Source organism: Pseudomonas sp. ANT_J28 (assembly GCF_008370005.1).
GTDB lineage: Bacteria > Pseudomonadota > Gammaproteobacteria > Pseudomonadales > Pseudomonadaceae > Aquipseudomonas > Aquipseudomonas frigoris.
The window spans coordinates 21,266-36,831 of record NZ_VOBM01000033.1 but is presented as its reverse complement, the minus strand read 5'-3'; the positions used below and the strand labels follow the sequence as shown (position 1 = coordinate 36,831).

Annotated in this window: 13 protein-coding genes and 2 pseudogenes; 7 read left to right on the top strand and 8 right to left on the bottom strand. The window is 58.5% G+C overall.

The genetic code is table 11. The features are described 5' to 3' along the window. Positions 1 to 72 precede the first annotated feature (72 nt). Positions 73 to 4,893, bottom strand: a complete 4,821-nt coding sequence (locus tag FQ187_RS21375) for a dermonecrotic toxin domain-containing protein (protein ID WP_149630987.1) — start codon at positions 4,891 to 4,893, stop codon at positions 73 to 75. 229 nt (positions 4,894 to 5,122) lie between these two features. Between FQ187_RS21375 and FQ187_RS21370 the strand changes: the two genes are divergently transcribed. Then, on the top strand, positions 5,123 to 6,163 hold the full coding sequence (locus FQ187_RS21370) for an Ldh family oxidoreductase (RefSeq protein WP_149630986.1): 1,041 nt from the start codon (positions 5,123 to 5,125) through the stop codon (positions 6,161 to 6,163). 94 nt (positions 6,164 to 6,257) lie between these two features. Here FQ187_RS21370 and FQ187_RS21365 read toward each other — a convergent pair whose 3' ends face one another. Next, positions 6,258 to 6,575 carry a YqjD family protein gene (locus tag FQ187_RS21365; RefSeq protein ID WP_056739945.1) on the bottom strand — a complete coding sequence of 106 codons (318 nt, stop codon included), beginning with the start codon at positions 6,573 to 6,575 and terminating at the stop codon, positions 6,258 to 6,260. A gap of 165 nt (positions 6,576 to 6,740) precedes the next feature. On the opposite strand from FQ187_RS21365, the gene FQ187_RS21360 reads away from it, so the two are divergent. Next, on the top strand, positions 6,741 to 6,992 hold the full coding sequence (locus tag FQ187_RS21360) for a hypothetical protein (RefSeq protein ID WP_129444401.1): 252 nt from the start codon (positions 6,741 to 6,743) through the stop codon (positions 6,990 to 6,992). Positions 6,993 to 7,066: 74 nt separating this feature from the next. On the opposite strand, the gene FQ187_RS21350 is transcribed toward FQ187_RS21360, so the two are convergent. Next, the gene (locus FQ187_RS21350; RefSeq protein WP_149630985.1) at positions 7,067 to 8,005 is read right to left on the bottom strand and encodes a LysR family transcriptional regulator; all 939 of its coding nucleotides are present in this window, start codon (positions 8,003 to 8,005) and stop codon (positions 7,067 to 7,069) included. Positions 8,006 to 8,090: 85 nt separating this feature from the next. Between FQ187_RS21350 and FQ187_RS21345 the strand changes: the two genes are divergently transcribed. Next, positions 8,091 to 9,011 carry a carbon-nitrogen hydrolase family protein gene (locus FQ187_RS21345; RefSeq protein ID WP_149630984.1) on the top strand — a complete coding sequence of 307 codons (921 nt, stop codon included), beginning with the start codon at positions 8,091 to 8,093 and terminating at the stop codon, positions 9,009 to 9,011. Here the strand turns inward: FQ187_RS21345 and FQ187_RS21340 are convergent. The 4 genes and pseudogenes from FQ187_RS21340 to FQ187_RS21325 form a co-directional block, all read right to left on the bottom strand. Further along, the gene (locus FQ187_RS21340) at positions 9,004 to 9,549 is read right to left on the bottom strand and encodes a GNAT family N-acetyltransferase (RefSeq protein WP_149630983.1); all 546 of its coding nucleotides are present in this window, start codon (positions 9,547 to 9,549) and stop codon (positions 9,004 to 9,006) included. The genes FQ187_RS21345 and FQ187_RS21340 overlap by 8 nt on opposite strands. A 26-nt stretch (positions 9,550 to 9,575) precedes the next feature. Further along, positions 9,576 to 10,049: an LEA type 2 family protein gene (locus FQ187_RS21335; RefSeq protein WP_149630982.1), complete on the bottom strand. Its 474-nt coding sequence runs from the start codon at positions 10,047 to 10,049 to the stop codon at positions 9,576 to 9,578. A gap of 58 nt (positions 10,050 to 10,107) precedes the next feature. Then, a pseudogene (locus FQ187_RS21330) lies at positions 10,108 to 10,944 on the bottom strand (solute carrier family 23 protein). A 44-nt stretch (positions 10,945 to 10,988) separates the two neighbouring features. Beyond that, on the bottom strand, positions 10,989 to 11,882 hold the full coding sequence (locus tag FQ187_RS21325; RefSeq protein ID WP_149630981.1) for a LysR family transcriptional regulator: 894 nt from the start codon (positions 11,880 to 11,882) through the stop codon (positions 10,989 to 10,991). Between the two features lie 102 nt (positions 11,883 to 11,984). Between FQ187_RS21325 and FQ187_RS21320 the strand changes: the two genes are divergently transcribed. Beyond that, a complete protein-coding gene (locus tag FQ187_RS21320; protein WP_149630980.1) occupies positions 11,985 to 13,076 on the top strand; it encodes a polyamine ABC transporter substrate-binding protein in 1,092 nt (363 codons plus the stop codon). A 13-nt stretch (positions 13,077 to 13,089) separates the two neighbouring features. Then, complete coding sequence (speB, locus tag FQ187_RS21315; RefSeq protein ID WP_129444387.1) at positions 13,090 to 14,049, top strand: agmatinase; 960 nt, start codon at positions 13,090 to 13,092, stop codon at positions 14,047 to 14,049. Between the two features lie 133 nt (positions 14,050 to 14,182). Here speB and FQ187_RS30005 read toward each other — a convergent pair whose 3' ends face one another. Continuing rightward, a complete protein-coding gene (locus FQ187_RS30005) occupies positions 14,183 to 14,320 on the bottom strand; it encodes a hypothetical protein (protein ID WP_165353213.1) in 138 nt (45 codons plus the stop codon). A gap of 114 nt (positions 14,321 to 14,434) precedes the next feature. On the opposite strand from FQ187_RS30005, the pseudogene FQ187_RS21310 reads away from it, so the two are divergent. Together FQ187_RS21310 and FQ187_RS21305 are read left to right on the top strand one after the other, a co-directional pair. Beyond that, a pseudogene (locus FQ187_RS21310) lies at positions 14,435 to 15,158 on the top strand (helix-turn-helix transcriptional regulator). Between the two features lie 52 nt (positions 15,159 to 15,210). After that, a complete protein-coding gene (locus FQ187_RS21305; protein ID WP_008069241.1) occupies positions 15,211 to 15,552 on the top strand; it encodes a nuclear transport factor 2 family protein in 342 nt (113 codons plus the stop codon). Positions 15,553 to 15,566 lie beyond the last annotated feature (14 nt).

The following is a 15,566-nucleotide window of genomic DNA, read 5'->3' as shown; positions in this document are numbered from 1 at the left end:
AACCTTGTGGGGAAGTCTGCGAGAACAATCGTCATGGCAATTACCCATCAAATGGGAGTTTATTTTTCTGATTCACGGGGTGCTGGTATGCAGTTGGCGCCCCATATGGCTGATGAGCCATGCAACGCTGTCGGCGTTTCCGAGTAGCACTTTGAGTCTGACCAGTGGATCTCTCTTGAAAATTTTGCGGGCACCGCTCAGGTTTTCTCCGCCGGTCACGGTCAATATATGCGCTTTTACCCGATCAGTATTTTCATATGAAGTGCTGCCCGGATCCTCCCACTCACCGGTATCAGGATCCTGGGTCATGAACAGCTGAGTCAGGGGTGTCTTGATCGAAAGTGCGGTGTCCTGAAGGGTGGTCAACCCCTCCTTGAGGTCTCTGGCGGTTGCGCTGGTCGTTTTAATCAGATGGGGAAATGGTCTGCCGGAATCGAGGTAAGCAATGTCTTCGGTTTTGCAGACGAGGTGGGAAAGCTCATGAATAAGGGTTACTGCTCGAGCATGGGTGTCGATTGGGAAGGCAAGGTCGGAAAGATGTGGGCGGTAGAAGTCTAAACCGGTGTTGAAGAATTTTTCTGCCAGATAAATTTTCCGCTTTGCATCCGTTGGAACGGTGAAAGCGAATGAATTTTCCGCGCCACTGATCAGCCTGCCGACTACAAAACGACTGCTCTTCGGCTTTCTGAGTGAGGGGTCCAACAAGGCCGCAAAAATCTCGCCCAAGACTTTTTCAAACGGCTCCACATGCGCAGACTGCACCTGCGGAACATCAAAAAAATCCATGATGAGTTGATGCACGGGGGTAACCGTGTTGTCGGAGAATTTCAGCAATTGCAGGTTTTGAAAGCAGTTCCAGGCATAGGTGGTTGCCAGGTCCAACGCTTCGTCAATCTGACGAGCCTTTTGCGGAAACAGTCGACGGATTTCGGGCATTCCACTGGCATCGACGTTCATGCCTTCCCAAACCGAAAGTGCGGTGAGCAACCGATTGCCGATGCTGAAACGGGGCGCTGGCGTTTGCCTATCCAGAACCCATTGTTTCGACACGTTCCGAGTCAGCCGAGGACCACGAATTTTTGTGTCGGCGATGCGCCAGCGTGTGCCGCGCTTTGCGACCGGATATACCTTTCCTTCAACCGGTGCGTAGGTTTTTTTTGTTGTCGGATGGGTATAGAGCCCAAGACTTGAGTTCAATGTGAGCGAATTCAGATCGACGTCGATGCTTTCATGACGCTTCAACTGCGTACGTTCGGGGGCTGTAATGGCAACGTTCTGCCATTTGAACCGGGTATCGGGCGTTTCTGGCGCAGGTGCACTTGGCGTAGAAGATGGCTTCGCTTGCGCTACCAGCGGTTGTCGCAACGTGGCGAGTTGCGCAATGCCGCTGATGAACTCTTTTATCGCGGGCCCCCATTTGTGCATCTGAAGGTCTTCGGCGGATTGCTTGATGTCGCGATAACTGCGCCACACCGTAATCGGGTAGGCAAGCTTGCCCATCAGGAGCGTAAATGCCTCATGCAGATCTTCACCCAGCACATGCTTGATGGTTGCCCATTCGCCCTGCTTTTTGTCATCGGACTGACAACCGAGCAATCGTGCCAGTAACTCGGCATTGTCGTTGAACAAGTGTCTGAACAGATTCCCCTTGGCCGGATTGGACGCCAGCGTCACCTCGGGGAGGCGGTTACTCGCAGTCGCCATCCGGTTTTCCAACAGCAACCGGTCAGGTTGCGGCAGGTTCATGAGTACCCAGTCGAGCAGACCGCCGCGAGTCTTCAGTTCTGTCAGCAGTTGTGTTTCATTCTTGTATTCTTTCACTCCGTGCCGAGGGCTATGAGGCGCGACAAGGACCTGTGGCGCGGTCCTATCGGCCGATGAGCCAATCAGATAGACGCCTGGCACTTTGACCGCCTGTCCACTCTTGATGCCCAGGAGCTCAAGTGGGCGGATGATCGCGTGGGCACCGTCGACTGCCGCGCGGGCGATAGCGTCAGGCATGTCCATGACTTGGCGTATCAGATCAAACCCCGTCTCGCTCAGGCGCTCCTGCAGTTTTTCCGTGTGGGCGTAATGCATCAGCTGCCAGGGTAATTGCGTGTAAAACCGCTTCCTGCGGTCCGTTGCGTTCGCCTGGGTGTCTGCAAAGGCTTCGTTCAGTGTTTTTTGTTGATGTTCACCCAGCTTCAAGTTTCGTATCAGGGCTCTGATGTAGCTTTGGTCCATGTCCTCGGGAATCTTGGTGTTAGCAAGCGACACCAGTTTGAAATGGGTTTTGTCCAGATCCTTGAAATGGGTCAGTGCAAAGTCGGTCAGGGTTTGGGTGCTGGTCGCAGAGCTCGAACGTGTGTCGATCTGTATCTGGACTTTGTCCGGATCGATGTCGAAGGTGTCAGCCTTGAGTTGTTTTTCAAGTTCATGGTGCGCCGTACGCGCCAGGGAGCGTATGCCGGTTAGGTAGTCCTGGTCGTCGGTGACGTTGTCGAGGTATTGCTGAAGCAACTCCGCATGCAGTATCTGGTCTTGAATGGAGGCCTTGGCCAGCCATGCCGGCAGTTTTTGCTGGGTCGTCAGGGATTGGGCGATGTCCGTCGCGCGGTCTAACCCGGTCATCGGTTGGCGTAACGCCACCAGCTTCAGAAGACTGGCCAGGGTCGTCGCGGGGAGCTTCGTGGCCAGCGCACGGGTGACGCACGCTTGGTCCAACTGGACATAGGGCTTTTGCACGTGATCGAGAAAATGCTCATCTATTCGCTGCAGCGGCGCCAGGGTGTAAGTCTGCCAAGCCACTCTCTCGCTACGTCCAAGGCTCTCCAGAAGGGTGGTGCGATCATCGGTGTCCTTGAGGCGTCGATTCAGCTCGGTCAGCAACGGAGTCAATGCCCTGAAGGCTTCAAATCCCGACGCCGGCGTCCACAAAATCGCCTTGCCCGAATGCTTCGGGTCCAGCCCTCCACGTTCCGTCAGCACAAAACAACTAGCCAGCTTCAACGGGGCCGTGGCTGCGCCTGTCTTCAACGCCAAGGAAAATACGTCCGGCAAAAAGCCGTTCAATGCAGCTCGCTGCAAGCGTACCGGGGTATCAAGCACGGTTTTGATGATCGCCTGTTCCGTCGCACTCAGGGTGCGCGTAACGGCGTGCAGCTTCAATTCACTGCGCAATGCCGTTGACAGGGTCTGAATGAAACGCGATTGCAAGCTTCCGAGTGACGAATCGACGATGCTCTGCGCCTCGGTAAACGTGCGGGTTGTTGCGGGAATGACCGGGAGGTTTTCGAGGAGTAGGTTGAGCGGCCGCTGAACGGTGGGGAGATGGGCCAGATGCTCTTTGGCCGACTCGCCACGAACGGTGGCTGGTTGCGCGCTCAGGCGCCGGTCTGGGTGTGTACTCCAGCGTCCTGCGGCATCGGCCGTCAGCAGTCGATTGTTGATCAGTCCCCGGACATCCAGTGCCTTGTCGAACAAGGCACGGGGATCCTGTGTGCCTTCGCTTTCACGGTAATGGCTCAGCGCATGGGACAGATTCTCTCGTTGCTTGCCAAGGATGTCGGTCATCAACTGCTCAAACACCGGGCCGATGATCGGTTCACCGACAATCACTTGTTCATCCGTCTCCATTGAAAGAAACGTAGCGCGTTCGTCCAAGGACATGAAGTTGAGCAGCGTGTCTTCGTGCCCTTCGCTTTTCAACATCTGCGTGACGATTTTCCTGACAGCGGGCAGGTCGCTCGTTGCCTCGATGCCTCTGGACGGGGTGTACAGAAAGCCCGGCGTGTCGCTGCTGCCGATCATCACGGTCGAGGCGAGCTCCACGTAATGCCTGGAGGGGGCGGTGATACGCACTTTTTCGATGCGAAGAGGATCGTCGGTGTCAGGTTCGAGGCTGAGATTCAACAGTCGCAGGTATTGCTGCGTCGTTAGTACACGTTGCTGACGCTGTAGCAAAAGTTTCACGTGAAAGGTATCGCGCAAACCCTCGGCAAAAACCTCCCGGCGTGACTGCCCATTGTTCATCGGTGTGTTCCAGAACGTCTTGAGCAGGCCTTGCAAGTGAGGGGTAAAACTTTGCGCGATCGCTTTGACTGCGCTTTCCCAGGCCTGGTTATCGGCGTCGCTGCTCACACTGTGTTGGGAATTGGAAAAGACTCTGGAATCGCCAGTCGGCCACTCGTTGGTCAGGTAGTAATGCAGCAGGGCATCGCTCAGTGAATGCGAGGAAAGCGTGTGCTGGTAATCGCTGCCCGAGGCTGAAGTCGTCATGACAAAGCTCTTCAGTCGAGTAAGGCGCTGGTCCAGTTTGGGGAACGGTTTGTGCAGCGCGTTCTTGAGGGTATCGTCCAGCATCGATTGCAGCGTTGGCAGCTTGACCAGCTCACCCATCATCGTCTTGATGTTCTGAGCCTGATTGCGCTCAAGGGTGAGCTCCTGGTCCTGGAACACCGCACCTTCGATTATTTGCTTGGAAATGTCTGGCGCAGTGGCCGCGGATAAAGCACTGCGTTGTTCGATGGAGAGAAAACGCAGCAGCTCACGCTTGCCGGTGGCCTGCGCCAACCATTCCTTGAGCTTGCTTTTGAGGTCCGCCATGTCCGCGAATTTGATCAGGCCTTTCCACGGTGTGTAGAGCGTAACTTCTCCATCGTTGGGCCGGCTCATGGCAAAAGCGCCGGCCAGGGGAATGCCTGGCGCATCAGGTACGCTTAAAAGCAGCTGGTCGACGTGCATGGGCTCGCTATTGGCGATACGGGCTTCATGCGTCGCCAGATAAACAGTATTCAACCACTTCAGGTCATCAAGCGTGAAGGACAGTGCCTTTTCGCGTTCACCGGGCTTTTGGGCTTTGGATGCAAGTACTGCTTCGTCGAAAAAATACGGCAGTGGGGGAGCAATCATGGTTTTCCCTCGAAGTGCTGCGATCGGCGGTTAATCGCAGGCTGTTGGATTGAGGAAAAACAGTACGGTCAATGGAAGGCGCGGGTGCGGTACATATTGCTTGATCCGAAGGCTGTCGAGACTTGACAGGAAGCCGGTAGAACAGCGCTTAATCGACAAATGTTTTGGGTTGCCATGCAACCTCGCTTCACCCTGTTGCCCGTACTCAATAATAAAACTGGAGCTTCAGATGACCGCAACGCCCGAAATGGCCGTCAGTTCGAACACTCAAACGCTCGATTTCGACGCGCTCGTTCTTTTGCTTGAGCAGATTTTTCAGCGCCATGGCACCTCCGCCGAGGTGGCCAGGACACTGGCCCTCAACTGCGCCGGCGCCGAACGCGATGGCGCCCATAGCCATGGCGTGTTCCGCATTCCCGGTTACGTGTCGACGCTCCAGAGCGGCTGGGTCAATGGCCAGGCCGTGCCGGTGGTCGAGGACGTGGCTTCGGGCTTTGTCCGGGTCGACGCCGGTAATGGTTTCGCCCAGCCGGCCCTCGCGGCAGCGCGCGCACTGTTGGTGGAGAAGGCCCGCAGTGCTGGCATTGCGGTGCTGGCGATTCGTAACTCCCACCATTTCGCCGCCTTGTGGCCGGATGTCGAGCCCTTCGCCTATGAAGGGCTGGTGGCGCTGAGCGTGGTCAACAGCATGACCTGCGTGGTGCCGCACGGCGCCGATCGTCCGCTGTTCGGGACCAATCCGATTGCTTTCGCCGCCCCTCGGGCTGACGGCGATCCGATTGTCTTCGACCTGGCGACCAGCGCCATTGCCCATGGCGATGTGCAGATCGCCGCACGCAAGGGCGAGCGTTTGCCGCCAGGCATGGGTGTGGACGGTCTTGGCCAGCCGACCCAGGACCCGAAAGCGATTCTCGAGGGTGGCGCGTTGTTGCCGTTTGGCGGGCATAAAGGTTCGGCGCTGTCGATGATGGTCGAGTTGTTGGCAGCGGCGTTGACCGGCGGCAATTTTTCCTTCGAGTTCGATTGGTCGAACCATCCGGGGGCCAAGACGCCTTGGACTGGCCAACTGCTGATCGTGATCGACCCGAGCAAGGCCGCCGGGCAGAATTTTGCTGAGCGCAGTCAGGAACTGGTCCGGCAGATGCACGGGGTGGGGCTCAAGCGTTTGCCGGGGGATCGACGTCACCAACAACGGGCCAAATCCAGCACCGAGGGCATCCGGCTCGACGCGCAGACGTTGGCGAGTTTGCGGGAATTGGCCGGGCTCTGAGTCCTGCATACTCTCAGTCTGCATAAAAGCCGGGCATGAAAAAGGCGAGCTGCGTGCTCGCCTTTTTGCTGGGTACTGATTAATACCGGGTCGCTTAACGCCGACCCAGCAACAACCCGACTACCAAGCCGAAACCGGCAGAGATCGCCACGGTTTGCCACGGATGACCACCGATGTAGGTTTCAGTGGCTTCGACCGCAGGTTTGGTCCGGTCACGAACGCGGGTGACGGAGTCCCGAGCCTGCTGAAGTTTCTGAGCGATTTGCCCACGAAGGGTGTCCGCTTCCTCACCCACCAGTGAGGCACTGCTCTTGAGCAGCTTTTCAGACTCTTCGATCAGAGCCTGAAGTTCGCTGAAGGCCTGATCCTTGATCTGGTCTTCGGCGACTTGTGCGGCGGTTTTTCGGGCCATTGAGGTACTCCTTGCAGATAAATGGACAGTGAACAATGGAGTCTGTCGTCAGCGAAAAAGTTGCAGTGGATTTTCGCGTTGACCCAACCCTGAGGAAAAATCCTGAGTCGGACATTTCTTCCTACAGTGTAAGATGGCGCCTATTTTGCGCAGCAGGTAACTTCCATGAGCTTCAATCTGGCCGACAAACCCCTTGCCGAGCGCGCTGCGCTTGAAGATGAGAAATCCCGTCTGTTCGATCTCTGGCAAAGCAACCTGGGCAAGTCCAAGGGCGAGGCCGCGCGGTTGTTCGGTGAACGCGCCAAGCGCAAAGGCAAATGGGCGGAGTGGGTCCGTGCCGAACTTGACGGCATGTCGCCCCCGGAATTCGCGAACATGGTGCGCAGCGAGATTAATCGTCTAATGGCTGCCAAGTAACCTGAACCCGACACACATCTCTGTAGGAGCTGCCGAAGGCTGCGATCTTTTGATCTTGTTTTAAAAAAGCAAAATCAAAAGATCGCAGCCTGGGGCAGCTCCGCGCTCGCAAAACTCGCGACAATCGCTTCCCGCACTTTCAGCACCACCGGATCGAGCTGTGTACTGGTGCGCCAGCCCAGTTCGATCGGGTAACGCGGCAACGCCAAAGGGCAGGGCAGCAGTGCCAGCCCGCTGAGCGCTGCAATGCTTTGGGCCGCATGGGCCGGAATGGTCGCCACGGCCTGACTGCCCTTGAGCAAGTGCGGCAACGCGGCAAAGTGTGTGGTCGAAGCGCATACCCGCCGAGTCAACCCCAGCGCCGCCAGCCCCTCATCGGTGATCCCGATAAAGCCACCCGACGACACCAGAATGTGCTCGCGGTCGACGAACTCATCAAGGCTGAGGGTTTGCGGTCCCTCGGCCAGGCTGAGCGGGTCCACCAAACACAGATAACCGCCTTCTCCCAACACCTGACGGCTGAGCAAGCGCTCGGCAAACCCACCGGCGGTGATCGCCAGATCAATGCTGCGTTCCATCAACGCCTGGGCGACGATCTGGCTATGGGTCTGACGAAAGATCAACCGTAGCTTCGGCGCGACGCGGGCGATTTCTTCGATCAGCCGGCGCCCATAAGCGATCTCGAAATCATCTGACATCCCCACGGTCACCGAGCGCCCGTCGTAATGGTGGGCGGCCGGATCGACCATCGCCAGGCTCTGCCGGCATTTGTTCAGGGCGTCGCTGACCACCGGTTTCAACTGGTTGGCCTTGAGTGTGGGCGCGAGTCCTCGGCCGGTGCGCACGAACAACTGATCGCCATACACCTCGCGCAGCCTTCGCAGTGCGGCGCTGACGGCTGATTGCGTCACGCCCAGACGCAATGCGGCCCGGCTGGCGCTGGACTCTTCATGCAGCGCTTCGAAGACTTTCAGCAGGTTGAGATCGACGGAGGCGATATTCATTTGGTTCATATCATTCAGCAGTGAATGGGGCTTTATTCATGATCCCGTGGCGACTGAAAATGAGCAACACCTCATTGCTTTCGGAGTTACTGCGATGCCCAAGTCAATCGTTGCTGCACTGCAAATCGGCTCTTTGCCCGGCGGCAAAGCCGAGACCCTGGAACAGATCCTTGCCTGGGAAAACGCGATTATCGAATCCGGCGCCGCGCTGGTGGTCATGCCGGAAGCGTTGCTCGGCGGTTACCCCAAAGGCGAGGGCTTTGGTACTCAGCTGGGTTATCGACTGCCGGAAGGGCGTGAAGCCTTTGCCCGGTACTACGCCAATGCGATCGACGTGCCCGGCGCGGAAACCGAAGCATTGGCCGGGTTGTCTGCGCGCACCGGCGCCAACCTGGTGATCGGTGTCATCGAACGCGCCGGCAGCACCTTGTACTGCACCGCGTTATATTTCGACCCGCAGGCCGGGCTGGTCGCCAAGCACCGCAAACTGATGCCCACCGGCACCGAACGGTTGATTTGGGGCAAAGGCGATGGCTCGACGTTGCCGGTGATCGACAGTCAGGTCGGGCGGATCGGTGCGGTCATTTGCTGGGAAAACATGATGCCGCTGCTGCGCGCCGCGATGTACGCCAAAGGCGTGGAGGTCTGGTGCGCGCCAACGGTCGATGAGCGGGAAATGTGGCAGGTCAGCATGCGCCATATCGCCCATGAAGGACGCTGCTTTGTGATCAGCGCCTGTCAGGTTCAGGATTCACCGAAAGCCTTGGGCGTGGAGATCGCCAACTGGCCGGCGGACCGGCCATTGATTGCCGGTGGCAGCGTGATCGTCGGGCCGATGGGCGACATTCTGGCGGGGCCGCTGCGTGACAGCGCCGGTTTGCTCACCGCAGAAATCGACACCGATGACTTGGTCCGCGCCCGATACGACTACGACGTAGTCGGGCACTACGCGCGCCCGGACGTGTTTGAGTTGACGGTGGATGAGCGCGTCAAACCGGGCGTTCGATTTATCTGAGAGCACGCCACTCTTCACGGGTGATTTCCCAGATATCTCTGGGGAATCGCCCGCTGACGAAGTCGCCCTCATCGCTGCGGATCAAGCGCATCCCCGTACGTTCAGAGAGTTTGCGCGAGCCGAGGTTGGGCGCTGCTTTCGGTACCCGCATCACGGATCGGCCGAGGGTTTCGAACCAGTACTCGGTGACCGCCGCACTGGCTTCGGTCATCAAGCCCTGGCCTTGCCATTTTGGCCCGAGCCAGAAGCCGCGGTTGTTGTCCTGCTCATCCATCAGGCTGATATTGCCGATCAGTTGCTCCGGCGCCGACTTCAAACGAATCGACCAGTGCCACTCTTTGCCGGCAGCAATCGCCGGCAAAGCGATCTCACGCAAATAGGTCAGTGCGCCGTCGGCAGGGTACGGCCAAGGTACCAAGGCGTTGAGATAACGCACCACTTCCCAGTGCGGGAACTGTTGCTGGATGGCTAAGGCGTCAGCCAATTCCAGCGGACGCAGGATTAAACGTTCGGTGTAGAGCGTGGGGGTGGCTTCCATGTTCTTTGTCGCTCCTTGAATCGAACTTACCAGGTGCCGGTCGTCGACGTTGGCAGGCTGAGTTTGCCACTTTCCACGAAACGCATGGTGCCGAACAAGCCGCCCGCGAGTTTGCCGCGCAGGACGTAGGGCAGGTTGTCGAGGGTTTGGGTTTTGCTCAGGCCCAGGGTCTGGCGCAGCACGGAGAACGCCGAAACACTCACTGGCACGGTCAGCACGGTTTCGGAAAAGCGTGCAATCGAGCCCGATTGATCGCTGACGCCAGAGGCGAGTGGCTGGCCGTTGACCTCCAGGTCCAGGGCGACGCCGTTGTAATTGATGGGGGTTTCGTTGGGATTTTGCACGCGTATTTTCACGGCAAAGCGTACTTCCATGTCCTGGCTTTGCAGTGGCTCAATGCCGACGACATTGATGTTCAGCGGGTCGCGATTGGGGAATAGGGCACAGGCGCTCAGGGAGAGCAAAAGCAGGGAAAGGATAACGGCGTGGACACTGCGCATGAACGTGCTCTCTTAAAGAAAAAGGCCGAACCACCAGTGGCTCGGCCTCGAGCATTTTCTAGCGGTTCAAGGGTGCGACAGCGGCAGGCGAGACGGGTTCACCCTTGGCCGAGACACCCGGGTTTTCCATGACCCGCAGGATCGAGGCTTCCGGATGAAAATCGTCTTCTTCCAGTTCAATGAGCTCTTCGGACAGGAAGATATTCAGCACGATAGCGCACAACGCGCCGACGGTGATCGGCGATTCAAAGATGTTGTGCAGCGCCTTCGGCAACTCGCGCAGCACTTCCGGAACTGCCGCGACACCCAGACCCATGCCAAGCGAAATCGACACGATCAGCATGTTGCGCCGGTGCTGGCCGGCTTCGGCGAGGATCTTGATCCCGGCGACGGCGACGGTGCCGAACATCACCAGTTCAGCACCACCGAGTACCGGTTTGGGCATCAGTTGCCGCACCGCGCCGATCATCGGAAACAACCCCAGAACCACCAACAAACCGACTATGAAAAATGCCACGTAACGGCTGGCCACGCCGGTGAGCTGAATCACGCCGTTGTTCTGGGCGAAGGTCACCATCGGTATGCTGTTGAACACGGCGGCCATGGCCGAGTTGAGGCCGTCGGCGAGCAGGCCGGACTTGATCCGGCGAATGTAGATCGGGGCCTTTGACGGGCTGTCGGGAAATCATCGAGTTGGCGGTCAAGTCACCGGCGACACCAGGAAAATCACCGCCACCGGAACAAACGCCACCCAATAGAAGTTGAAGCCGTACTTGAACGGCACCGGTACGCTCATCAGCGGTACGTCGGGCAGGCTGGCGAAATTGACGTCACCCATCAGCCAGGCCACGACATAACCGAGGGTCAGGCCGATGACGATCGCACCGAGGCGCAGGATGCCAGAACGGCAGGGTCACGGCAAAAAAAACGACCGAAGCTTTAGGTAAACGCCGCCAGCAAATCCTCTTCAAATGCCTTTTGCGCATCCCCCGGCACCTGGGCGCGATGGCGGGCCAGATGGAACGCCACGTCGAAACTCATGTCCTCTCGACGCACGGCCCTGAGCAGGCCTTTGTCTTCCCAGCTCCGGGCAAAGTGGCTGGGCAAATAACCGACGTGCTTGCCGGAAAGAATGAAGGCGAGGGTGCCTTCGACTTGCTCCGAGCGCGCCGAACACATCTTCCCCTGGAAGGGCTCGTCGCTGCGCAGGAAGCGGTAAGGGTGATCGACCCGATCGCAGGCCTGTAGCGCTTGATCGTCAGGCGCATCATTGGTGAACAACGGATGGCCGGCGGCGCAATACAAGTGCTGGGTTTCGGTAAACAGTTCGCGGTAGTCAAAAGCGCTTTGCACTTGTGAGAAATAGCCGATCGCCAGGTCCAGTCGTTGTTGCAGCAGCAACCGTTCCATTTCGCCGGGCATGGCGCTGATCAACTCGATACGTACCGATTCGTCCCGTTCACGAAAGCGTCGGATCGCATCGGCCACCCGTTGCAACACGGATTGATCGAGCGCTTCGGACAGCCCCAGACGAACCTCGCCGATCAAGCGCCCGGCCACACCATTGGATTGATGGCGGAAGGCTTCGATGGACTCGAACAGGCTGCGAGTCGCGTTGAGCAATTGCTCACCCTTGGGCGTGATCTTGAAACCACCCTTGCCGCGACTGCACAGCCGATAACCGAGTCGGGTTTCCAGTTTGGCCATTTGCTGGCTGATGCTCGACTGGCTCAAGCCCAACTCACCTTGGGCTGCACTGAAACCACCGCACTCCACCACGTTGACGAACAGGCGCAGCAGTTGCAGATCGAGATCGTGGAGTTGGCTGAGCATAAAACATTACTCCTGGATAAAGTCAGGATAACTAACTTGGTATTTTACCAATGTATCCGACGACGCATTCTGCATCCACTTCATCTGGTCAGGTGTTCCGTCATGGCTCCCATGTTCAAGCTGTGTTTACCCGCGCTTTTTCTCGCCATGGCCGTATCGGCCCAGGCCGAGGAAAAAGTCGTCAATCTCTACAGTTGGGCTGATTACGTGGCGCCGGAAACCTTGCAGCGGTTCGAGCAGGAAACCGGCATCCATGTGCGTTACGACACGTTCGACGCGCCGGAAGTGCTCGAAACCAAACTGCTCACCGGCGGCAGCGGTTATGACGTGGTGGTGCCTTCGTCCAGTGTCCTGGCACGCGGATTGGCGGCCGGTGCGCTGAAGGCCATTCCTCACGAAGGCCTGAAGGGCTACGCCAACCTTGATCCGGATCTGTTGGAAAAACTCGCCGCGGTCGACCCGGGCAATCTCTACGGTATGCCCTATACCTGGGGCACGCTGGGGCTTGGGATGAATGTCGAAGCGGTGCAGAAACGCTTGCCGAACGTGCCGCTCAACAGCCTGGACCTGCTGTTCAAACCGGAGTACGCCAGCAAACTGAAGGACTGCGGCATCGCGATCATTGACTCGCCGCAGGAGGTGATCGGTCTGGCGTTGCACTATCTGGGTAAGGATCCCTACAGCACGGACAAGAACGACCTGGACGCGGCGCAAGCGTTGCTGCATCAGTTGCAGCCTAACGTGTTGTACGTCGCCAGTGGCCGACAGATCAATGATCTGGCCAACGGCAGTGTCTGTTTGGCCCTGGCCTATAACGGTGACGCGAGCATGGCCGCCGATCAGGCGCGCAAGGCCAACAAACCCTATGAAATCGCCTACCGGATTCCCAAGGAAGGCACGATTGTGTGGCAGGACAACCTGGCGATCCCCAAGGACGCGCCCCATCCCGAAGCCGCACGCCAGTTCATTGAATTCATGTTGCGCCCGGAGTCCGTCGCGGCACTGACCAACACCTTGTTCTTTGCCTCCGCCAACCAGGCCGCCACGCCGCTGGTGGATGAGGCCGTGCGCACCGACCCGGACATTTACCCACCCGCCGACGTGCGTGATCGGCTGTACGCCGACCGCAGCATGAGCCTCAAGGACATGCGCCAACGCACTCGCTTGTGGACCACTTTCCGTAGCCGCCAATAATAAGGAACCTGAGATGGACGTCCCGATGCAAAACGATCAGGCCATGACCCGCGACAGCCTCTACGGCACTGCCGCCGAAAGTACCTACGCCGGTATCACCAGTTTCATGCGTCGACGCTACAGTCGCGACTTGCGCGGCGTTGACGTAGCGGTCAGCGGTGTCCCGTTCGACACTGCCACCAGCAACCGTCCCGGTGCGCGTTTCGGACCACGCGGCATTCGTGCCGCGTCCACCGGGATTGCCTGGGAACGTCACTGGCCGTGGGCCTTCGACCCGTTCGACCACCTGGCGGTCATCGACTACGGCGATTGCGACTTCGATTACGGCACACCGCATTCGGTGCCGGAAAGCATCGAAGCCCATGCCGAACACATACTCAACGCCGGTAGCGCGATGCTGACGTTCGGCGGGGATCACTTCATCACGTATCCGCTGCTCAAGGCCCATGCGCGTAAACATGGTCCACTGTCGTTGATCCACTTCGACGCCCACAGTGACACCTGGCCGGACGAAGACGGCAAGCGCGTCGATCACGGCACGATGTTCTGGCACGCGGCCAAGGAAGGGTTGGTGGATCCGTCGCGTTCGGTGCAGATCGGCTTGCGCACCACCAATGATGATCACCAGGGTTTCCAGGTGCTGGATGCGCGACAAGTGCATCGACGGGGTGTTGATGCGATTGTCGAGGCCATTCGGGCGCGGGTCGGTGATAACCCGGTGTACCTGACGTTCGACATTGACTGCCTTGATCCGGCTTTCGCTCCAGGCACTGGAACGCCAGTGTGCGGTGGCCTGAGCACGGTGCAGGCGCTGGAAATCCTGGGTGGCTTGCGCGGGATTAATCTGGTGGGGATGGACGTTGTGGAAGTGGCGCCGGCCTACGACAGTGCGGACATTACCTCACTGGCGGCGGCGACGTTGGCGATGGAAATGCTGTGCCTCTATGCAGCTAAACATAAGGTCGACCGGTAACACACAAGAAAATGTGGGAGCGGGCTTGCTCGCGAAGGGGACATAACATTCAACATTTAAGCTGAATGTCAGTCCGCTTTCGCGAGCAAGCCCGCTTGTGTCTTGCGCAGGGGCCATCAAAGCCAGCACAACTTCAGGCCCGACGCGTCTCCAGAAGGTCCGCCGCACACAACGCAATCCGCTGGCACGCATCCGCCAGCTTCAGCTGATCCACCACCAACCCCAGTCGAATATGCCCCGCCGCGCCCAGTTCCGCGGCAACGGCCGTCAAGGCGCTTTCCCGTTCGCAAGAGAAAGGCCGACCATCGGCGTCATTGCTACTGCCACTTTCTGACAGGGTCCTCTGCTAAGCTCCGACAACTTTTACGGACAGAGCCTGCCGATCGTGTCGCGTACCACTCGTTTACTGACCTTGTTGCAAGTACTGCGTGGCAAAAGTCGTCCAGTGACCGCGGCAACACTTGCCGGCGAATTGGAGATTTCCGAGCGTACGCTGTACGCTGTACCGCGACATCGCCGAACTCACCGCCCTTGGCGCGCCAATCTATGGCGAAGCGGGGATCGGCTATGTGCTGCGCAGCGGTTTGTTTCTGCCGCCGTTGATGCTCAACGCCGATGAAACCGAAGCCATCGTGCTGGGGTTGCGCTATGTGGATCAGCGCGGGGATGAGGTGTTGAGCAAGGCTGCGGCGGATGCGTTGGCCAAGATTGCTGCGGTATTGGCGCCTGAAGCGCTGGACGCGTTACGCAACCCGACGGTGTTGCCGGGGCCGCCCGGCTATGGCTTTGCGCCCAACGCGGTGCCACTGAATGTGTTTCGCCAGGCCATCCGCGATCAGATCAAGCTGCACATCGATTATGCGGACGTCAATCAGGTGCCCAGTCAACGGCTGATCTGGCCGCTGGCCCTGGGGTTTCTAAACGAGGTGCGAATCATCGTCGCCTGGTGTGAATTGCGCAGCGCCTATCGCACCTTTCGCACTGACCGGATCTCGGCAGCGAACGAGCAGGGCGAGCGTTATCCGGGGCGGCGCAGCGACCTGCTGCGCACCTGGCGCAAGCAGATGCAACTGGACGAAGCAGGGCGCTTCACTCCTGACAAGAACTGACACAGGCTTGTTTTAGCATGGCTCCAGAATCAACAAACAAGGAGCCGTAACCATGTCCAATCCCGCCTCTTCACTGGCACCCGCCATCGCCGCCTACATTGCTGCCGCCAATGCCCGCGACACCTCGCGGGTCGCCAGTTTTTTCGCTGAGGATGCCAATGTGTTCGATGAAGGCCAGCACCAGGTCGGCACTCACGCCATCGCGCAATGGATGCAAGACACCGCCCAGCGTTACCAGCCACGGGTCGAAGTGCTCGACGTGCAACTGCGCACAGGCAAAGTGCTGGTGCATAACCTGATCTCCGGAACGTTTCCGGGCAGCCCTCTGGAATTGCGCTACATGTTTCGCCTGAATGAACAGGGCAAGATCGCCCGGCTAGACATCTCTCTCTAACCAGACCGCGTGGC